This window comes from Reinekea sp., from assembly GCF_046710285.1.
Classification (GTDB): Bacteria; Pseudomonadota; Gammaproteobacteria; order Pseudomonadales; family Natronospirillaceae; genus Reinekea.
Genome location: NZ_JBKEGY010000049.1, coordinates 1 through 7,662, shown reverse-complemented (window position 1 = coordinate 7,662; position 7,662 = coordinate 1). Strand labels below are relative to the sequence as shown.

General features: G+C 43.6%; 8 protein-coding genes. 3 read left to right on the top strand and 5 right to left on the bottom strand.

Annotation, left to right across the window (positions count from 1 at the left end; translation table 11 throughout):
• On the top strand, window positions 1–182 hold a 182-nt coding region (locus ACI882_RS18045; RefSeq protein WP_411748591.1), incomplete at its 5' end, for a metal ABC transporter permease.
• A gap of 33 nt (window positions 183–215) precedes the next feature.
• Here the strand turns inward: ACI882_RS18045 and ACI882_RS18040 are convergent.
• Both ACI882_RS18040 and ACI882_RS18035 read right to left on the bottom strand, forming a co-directional pair.
• Window positions 216–641, bottom strand: coding sequence for a GFA family protein (locus tag ACI882_RS18040; RefSeq protein WP_411744212.1), 426 nt, complete (start codon window positions 639–641; stop codon window positions 216–218).
• Between the two features lie 5 nt (window positions 642–646).
• Entirely contained in the window at window positions 647–1,858 is a 1,212-nt protein-coding gene (locus ACI882_RS18035) for a serine hydrolase domain-containing protein (RefSeq protein ID WP_411744211.1), read from the bottom strand.
• A 188-nt stretch (window positions 1,859–2,046) separates the two neighbouring features.
• Here ACI882_RS18035 and pepQ point away from each other — a divergent pair, with 188 nt between their 5' ends.
• Window positions 2,047–3,357 (top strand): Xaa-Pro dipeptidase, encoded by a 1,311-nt coding sequence (gene pepQ / locus ACI882_RS18030; protein WP_411744210.1) that lies wholly within the window; start codon window positions 2,047–2,049, stop codon window positions 3,355–3,357.
• Here the strand turns inward: pepQ and ACI882_RS18025 are convergent.
• Both ACI882_RS18025 and ACI882_RS18020 read right to left on the bottom strand, forming a co-directional pair.
• A complete protein-coding gene (locus ACI882_RS18025; protein ID WP_411744209.1) occupies window positions 3,354–4,019 on the bottom strand; it encodes a hypothetical protein in 666 nt (221 codons plus the stop codon). The genes pepQ and ACI882_RS18025 overlap by 4 nt on opposite strands.
• 51 nt (window positions 4,020–4,070) lie before the next feature.
• Complete coding sequence (locus ACI882_RS18020; protein ID WP_411744208.1) at window positions 4,071–5,492, bottom strand: aminotransferase class V-fold PLP-dependent enzyme; 1,422 nt, start codon at window positions 5,490–5,492, stop codon at window positions 4,071–4,073.
• A gap of 137 nt (window positions 5,493–5,629) precedes the next feature.
• Here ACI882_RS18020 and ACI882_RS18015 point away from each other — a divergent pair, with 137 nt between their 5' ends.
• Window positions 5,630–6,082 (top strand): Lrp/AsnC family transcriptional regulator, encoded by a 453-nt coding sequence (locus ACI882_RS18015; protein ID WP_411744207.1) that lies wholly within the window; start codon window positions 5,630–5,632, stop codon window positions 6,080–6,082.
• On the opposite strand, the gene ACI882_RS18010 is transcribed toward ACI882_RS18015, so the two are convergent.
• On the bottom strand, window positions 6,075–7,662 hold a 1,588-nt coding region (locus ACI882_RS18010), incomplete at its 5' end, for a CHASE2 domain-containing protein (RefSeq protein WP_411748590.1). The two genes, ACI882_RS18015 and ACI882_RS18010, sit on opposite strands and share 8 nt — an antisense overlap.

Genomic DNA, 7,662 nt, shown 5'->3' with positions numbered 1-7,662 from the left:
CTAAAACACCTGAGCAAATGGGTGTACTAGCAACTATTATTGCCATACTTTCAGTTTGGCTGGGTATTGCAGGTTCATGGCACTTTGATGCCCCCACCGGCCCTGCCATTGTGGCAATGGCGGTGGTGTTTTTTATGATCGCGATTGGCGTCACAACTTTTAAACAACAGGGTATCGACTAAAATTTAGCGATACACCCGAATTCGAAGCAAACTTTACTTTGGCTTTCTGGGCGGCATTTCATCAAAGGTCGGCAAGCTATCATTATGAATGTGCCACGGTGCATTGGATGCAAAATGAATATGCTGCGCTGGCTTTATTTCTGGGTCTTGATCTAATGAACCCGCAGGGACAACACGCCTTGTTGTGCCCGTTGGTTGCCAAGGTAAATTTGACCCACAGGTTCGACAGAAACAAGTGCTGAAATATTTTGCATCGGGCAACTTAAACTGAGTTAATTTGTCTTCGCCGCTTAACCATTCAAACTGATCTTCATTTACAAACAGGTTTGTCGCAAAGGCTGTCCCTGTTACTTTTTGGCACCTTGAGCAATGGCAATATTGAAATAAGTTTAGGTGGCCAGTAATTTTAAATTTTACTTCACCGCAAAGACAGCCACCGGTAACGCTATAATCAGTCATACGTTTTATTCCTTATCGCTAATTGAATTTGCAATGGCTCTAAACGCGGCCATAGCGAGATAGTCAGGATCTGGAACCCTATCCATAAAGCCGATATCGGCACTGTTTTTAACAATCACCACATCTAAGGCACGGTTGATATAAATGTATTGACCATAAATACCCAAGGCAAAGAATTCTTGGTCGGCATTCTCAGGAATCCACCACTGGTAACCATAGCCTAGGCTGGTACTTGAGCTAGTGCGCTTACCTGGCATAAGGTGAGAGGCGTCGGGTGTAATACTGTCTTCTATCCATTGCGCTGGTATGACTTGCTCGTCATTATAAAAACCGAAGTCGCGATACAGCTTACCAAGGCGAGCGTAGTCACGTGAAATAAGGTTTAGGCCACCCAGTACCATCGGCTCACCACGGCTATCGGTGACATAAATTGCATCGCGCTCTGAACCCAGTTTAGACCAAAGCTTTTCATCAAAATATTCAACGATTGATTTACCCGTAGCGGCTCTTAATACCATGCCGATAACATGCGTATCAATACTGACATAATGCATGTACGTGCCCTGCTCTCTATTGCTTGAAAATGAGCCAGCAAAGTCATCAAAGCTACCGCCTAGCGCCATGATGCGACCAAAGCGATTAATGTCGCTGTTAAAATCACTATAGTCTTCATTGAAGTGAATACCGCTAGACATTTGCAGCACATTTTTAATGCTCACGCCTTCATAACCAGAGCCAATGAGGCTAGGCACGTAATCTGTTACTGGGGCATTTAAGTCTGGGATCAGGCCGTCATAAACAGCGACACCAAAAATAGCACTCAAGAAAGATTTAGCCATTGACCAAGAAATACGCGGATCAAACTCTCCTGTCCCTTGGAAGTAATCTTCATATACAAGATCGTTACCTTTTATGACCACTAACGCAGTCGAGCTTGATTCCTCCAACCATTGGTTTAGATCAACCTCTTCCCCTTCGTACAAAAAGGTTTCAGGTAATTCCGCAGGTGCCGAGCCCCATTCAATAACCGGCTCTGTACGTGCAATGGTGACCGAAGGGGCCAAAGTTTCCATTTGTGAGAAATTTTGAACAATAACATCGGCATGAAATAATCGGACGGTGTGATACAACTGCTTCAATTCTGTTTTATAGTAAGCGGCTAACGCAACTATGATTACAAGTAACGCCAACCCTACTTTTAATATAAAGCTCTTCACTCTCGGTTTATCCTTTCTTATTATTTGGTGAACATCGACGAGCTAGGTCTAAAATAGACCTCGTACAATTACACCTTCAGTTGGTTGTTTTTTGTTATTGGGTCGTTCGAAGTCGGGCAACATGACATATCGAATCGAACTAGGCTACACTCCCGCCATTGAGCATATCATTCACTCGGGAGTTCGTCATGCCAAACTATTTACAACACTTAAAAACCTTACAAGAGCGGTATGATGCCTTATGTGTGAAACATGATCTGGATGCCATCTTAATTCACAGTGGCGGCTTAACTTATTATGCCGATGACGATTTAAGTCACCCTTTTAAACCCGCACCTTTTGCACAGCAATGGCTACCCTACGATGTAGATCCGCATACTTGGATATTAATTCAACCCGGTCAAAAACCGGTGCTGTATTGGCCTGCCAAACAAGACTTTTGGCACGTGGTTCCAAATGCACCCAAAGGCAGTTGGACAGAACACTGGGACATCAGAGCAGCTACCTCTTCTGAGTGGGCGCTACACTTACCGCCCAACAACGTTATAATATCTAACGATCCAAATAACCTGCCCGAAGTTCTAGAAGGTTTTGTAAATCCTAGCCATATCGTTAATGCGCTTGCTTATAATCGCGCCTATAAAACACAATGGGAAATTGACCAACTTATTCAGGCTAACATTGATGGGGTTAAAGGCCATATTGCTGCAGAGAAAGCGTTTTTTGATGGTAAAAGTGAAGTAGATATTCACCAAGCCTTTTTAGTGGCCAGCCAGCAAATGCAATCAGAAGAACCTTACAGTGCCATTGTTGGGTTGAACCAATTTGCTGCTGTTTTGCACTATGAACAAAAGCAACGAACCGCGCCAGAGGTGCACAATACCTTAATCATTGACGCTGGTGCAAAAACAAACGGCTATGCCAGTGATATCACCCGCACCATCACAAATGACAAAGGCTTGTTTGCTACTTTGCTTGAAAAGATGGAAGCGTTAGAGCTGTCGCTGTGCGCGGCCTGTACAGCCGGTAGAGATTACTCAGACGTACACCATTTATCCCTAACCGGCATTGCAACTATTTTGCACGAGACGGGTATTTGCTCACACGATGTTGAAACCCAGCTGAAAAAACGCATACCGCAAGTGTTTTTCCCGCACGGCATTGGTCATTTACTGGGTTTGCAAGTACATGATATTGGCGGCAAACAGCAAGACCTTGAAGGAACTCTTAAAGCCTCACCGGAAGAAGCGCCATTCTTACGTTTAACGCGCCGCCTAGAAGACGGTATGGTGATCACTATTGAGCCTGGGCTTTACTTTATTCCCATGCTACTCGAGCACATGCAAGCCAATATAGAAGACCATGGTTGTGACCTTGAGTTAATTGAAACGCTGAAGCCATTTGGTGGTATTCGCATTGAAGATAACGTTTTGATCAAAGGCGATACGCCGGTTAATTTTACCCGCGATGCCTTTGCTCAGTTAGCCAATACTAATTAATGACGATTAATAACGGGGTAGCGCACATCACCCCAAGCTTCATCATTAGCGGTTAGCATTATCTCAATAAACAAGGGCATTAAGGTGCCCAACAGCCCTGCTCCGTCTCGAACTTGTTCACGGTTAACGCGGCCTTCAAAGGTTGCGCCGCCGTGAATAATTTGGTTTCGTAACACAAACAGTCTATCTAAAACAATCGAGCACAATTCTGGCACTCGCTTACGGCTTAGAGCGTTAAGGGCTTTAATTGAAGATTGGTCAAATTCTTCTTGCCAGAAGTTTGTTCCGTTGCGTTGAGCCACCCAAAATGGATGAAATACAAACGGATTTTTCACCAGCGATTTAACATGACCGGAATACTCCTCCCACAAACAGCTGTATATTTTGTTATCGGAATCGTTATTCACAATAAGTTCGATAAACTGCTGAAAAGATGCGTGAGCTTCCAGTGTTTCATCGCCAAGATCATCGACAGAAAAACATGCACTGAACGAAATCCATAGCGAGATAAATTCAATATCGATACTCTGTGCTTGTTCGGCACTTTTTAACCAGCTAATAGCACGGTGCAATCGCGTTGCGTGATTCGCGGTTAACACATCTTCTTGTTGTTCGAGGGCAGCTTTTAAAGAATCGGCAGTGGCAAGGGTAAAGGTGGCCATAATGTCTTCTCAAAAAAAATAATGGCCACTAGCTTACTGTTAAACCCAGTGTCAACTCAACAAGCTTTGCCAAATGTTAGGCACAGGGGCGAAATTTAAGCTATTTGTATTCGTTGCTTTGCCAGTGGCCACTTCCGCTATGGCATCGGCTATTCGATGTACATCAGCAATGGACATAGACGGATGGAAGCTCACGCGAACCCAGCCCGGCTTGCTCTCCTGATGCTCTTCACTGATTTCATCGGTAATTTTATTCGACATACAATGATCTATATTCAGCAAATGGTGCCCGTAAGTACCTGCACAGGCGCAACCACCACGAGTTTCAATACCATACTGCTCGCTCAAAATAGTAACCGCCTGATGATAATCAACTTGCTCGAAAATAATTGAAAAAATACTAAGCCGGTCACGATGATGCCCTGATAACACCTGAACGCCCTCAATGCCATGCAGTCGCGCAAAAAATTCACTATTTATCAGTTTTTCTTTGGCGAGTATGTTTTCGACGCCCATTTCTTCTTTTAATTTAACCACCATCGCCACTTTAATGGTTTGCAATATACCTGGTGTACCGCCAGATTCGCGTTGTTCAACATCACTAACAAACCGATGTTCGCCCCATGGGTTCGTCCAAACCACTGTGCCACCGCCCGGTAATTCAGGTACATCATTGGTATATAACCGTCCGTTAAAAACCAGTACGCCATTGGTGCCCGGCCCACCTAAAAACTTATGCGGTGAGAAGTAAATGGCATCAAGCGATTCAAGTTCACTTGGGTGCATATCTATATCAACATAAGGTGCAGATGCGGCAAAATCGACAAAACAAAGACCGCCATTCTCATGCATTATTTGAGCAATTTTGTGATACGGAGTGACAATCCCCGTGACATTTGAGGCTGCCGTAATCGAAGCGACTTTGACTTTACGATGAGCTTCTTTGGCTAAATCTTTTTCTAACCATTCTATATCTATGTAATCGCCTGCCAACGAAGGAATAATACGCAACTCAGCTAGGCTCTCTAACCACATAGTCTGATTAGAGTGATGCTCCCGGTGGGTTATATAGACCAATGGGCGATCATCCATGGAACTAAGAGCTGATGTTTTATGATTTTCATGTGCCCACCAACCTAGCATACGAATCAGCTTGGCTAATGCACCTGTCATGCCATTTCCGACGCTAATGAGAACATCTTCTGAGTTAGCATTAACATGTTTCTTAATATGTTGAACTGACTCTTGATACCAATGCGTCATGGTGCGGCCAGTAACACTTTCTTCGGTATGGGTATTGGCCATATAGCGACCTACCGTATTTGAAATACGATCTTCTATCGGCTGGTACAAACGGCCACTGGCGGTCCAATCGGCGTACAGCCGATCATCATTTTCGCCAATAATCTGTTCGTGGATACGCTGCCACATGGTTTCGACATCGTTTGAGTTTTTAAGTGGCTGAATAGACATAGATGTTAACTTCTTAAATTAATTGGTTAATTAACACTAGTTTAGGCCAAATGAAATAGAAAAATACGGCCATTATTTCGACATTATCGTACTTTAGGGGTATATTTTTCTATAAAGTGAATATATAAGGCAATATTATGTTAGATAGCACCGATAAGGCGATTTTAAACCTGCTACAAACAGATGCCTCTACCTCAGTTGCTGACATCGCTGAAAGTATTAATTTAACGGTAAGCCCCTGCTGGCGTCGTATTCAAAACTTAGAAGCCAATGGCTACATAGAGAAACGTGTCGCCTTACTCAATCGTCAACAGCTCGACTTAGGCATCGATGTGTTTGTGTTTATTAAGACCAATCAACACAATGATGAATGGATTGAACAGTTTTATGGCGCGTTAGATTCATTGCCTGAAGTGGTGGAGGCATATCGTATGAGTGGTGAAGTAGATTATTTGATTCGCGTGGTGGTGAAAGACATCAAAGCTTATGATGAGTTTTATAAAAACCTAGTCAGCAAAGTTAAGCTAGCAGATGTAAGTTCAAGTTTCGCGATGGAGCGCATTAAGTACACCACCGCAGTGCCTATTTAGAGGTATGGGTGTAAACGCCATCCCAGTCATCGGCGACTGGGTTAGTTATAAAATGCTCACAACGCTCTAAATAAAGCTGCAAAGTTACATTTTTCGGCTGCATTTGGTCTAACGCACTGAAAGCCGCCAAAGCTTCGCTAAACTTGCGCTGGCGGTAAGCGATTAACGCCAACTGCCACTGGCTATTAAAGTCAGCTTGCGCTACAGACACTTGCTTGCCTTGCAACTCATACAAATCGACTGGCTCTTGCTTACCCTTCACTCTCACTCGGTCTAATTCTCGGCAAACAAAATGTTCCTTGACACGTTCATAGGTGACATCACTGATCATAATGTCGACGCCGTAATTTTTGGTTAAGCTTTCAATACGTGCCGCCAAGTTCACGGCATCGCCAATTACCGTGTAATTAAACTGCTGACTAGATCCTAAGTTGCCGACAACGACTGTTCCGGTATGCACACCAATGCCCGCTCTAACCGGAAACAATCGCTCTAAATCGGGTACACGATCTACCACATATTCAAGCGCTTCGATCATATCTACCGCGGCTTGGCAGGCATCAATTGGATGCGTTGCAAACGGCACCGGCGCACCAAAAATAGCCATCACCGCATCGCCAATATACTTATCTAAAGTTCCATTGTTGTTTAAAACACAATCGGTCATCGGGTCCATATAGGCTTGTAAGAAGCGCGACAATTCACTCGGGGTCACCGTTTCCGATAAGTTAGTAAAGCTGCGGATATCACTAAACAAAATGCTCAGCTCTTTTTCTTCACCACCAAAGTTTAATAAATCGGGGTTTGCCGTTAGTTGGTCAACTAAGGCGGGAGATAAATAGTGCTTAAACGCAGAACGAACGTGTGAATAACGAGCCTCAACCATAAAACCTTGATATAACATGATCAAAACAAAACACAAAGTCCAACTGGACATGGGGTAGAAGAGATTATTCCAGTGATTAAAAGTAGAAAAAACAAAATAGTTACCGTATAGAAGAACAAAGATGAGTGTTAAATAAAACAGCACCCGTGTTGGTGAACGCGAGGTAAATGGAATCACCACAGCAATGATCAAACAACCCAACAAAATAGTCACTATATCGATTAACTTATGATTAGCGTTTCGATGCAATGAATCACCCATCGCTATGTTTTCAATAACGCTGGCTTGAATTTCCAACCCCGGAAACTCTGCGCCAAACGGCGCTGAATGCGAATCAAAGACACCAATGGCCGTTGAACCTAACAAAACCATACGACCTTCAAACGCACTTTGAGGAATCTTACCTTGCAGCACGTCTAATGCACTGAAGGTGGGTATCGTATTTTTAGGGCCACGATAATTGATTGGCAAGCCACCTTGCTCATTGGTTTCAATAATTAAATCACCGACAATCACTTTATTTATATAACCGCCCAATGCTTGCACAATAATTGGGCTGTCATCTAAAAAGTGGGCCAGCGTTTTCAACGCTAAACTTGGATACAATTCATCTTGGTAGCGAATAACTAAGGGAGCGCTACGCACAACACCATCGGATTCAGGTATTTGATTAAAGAACCCCGCACCAACACCG

What these genes read in the sequence shown, in the direction of transcription:
- ACI882_RS18040 (WP_411744212.1), bottom strand. Translation starts at nt 641, where the DNA reads ATGACTGATTATAGCGTTACCGGTGGCTGTCTTTGCGGTGAAGTAAAA.
- pepQ (WP_411744210.1), top strand. Translation starts at nt 2,047, where the DNA reads ATGCCAAACTATTTACAACACTTAAAAACCTTACAAGAGCGGTATGAT.
- ACI882_RS18015 (WP_411744207.1), top strand. Translation starts at nt 5,630, where the DNA reads ATGTTAGATAGCACCGATAAGGCGATTTTAAACCTGCTACAAACAGAT.
- ACI882_RS18020 (WP_411744208.1), bottom strand. Translation starts at nt 5,492, where the DNA reads ATGTCTATTCAGCCACTTAAAAACTCAAACGATGTCGAAACCATGTGG.
- ACI882_RS18025 (WP_411744209.1), bottom strand. Translation starts at nt 4,019, where the DNA reads ATGGCCACCTTTACCCTTGCCACTGCCGATTCTTTAAAAGCTGCCCTC.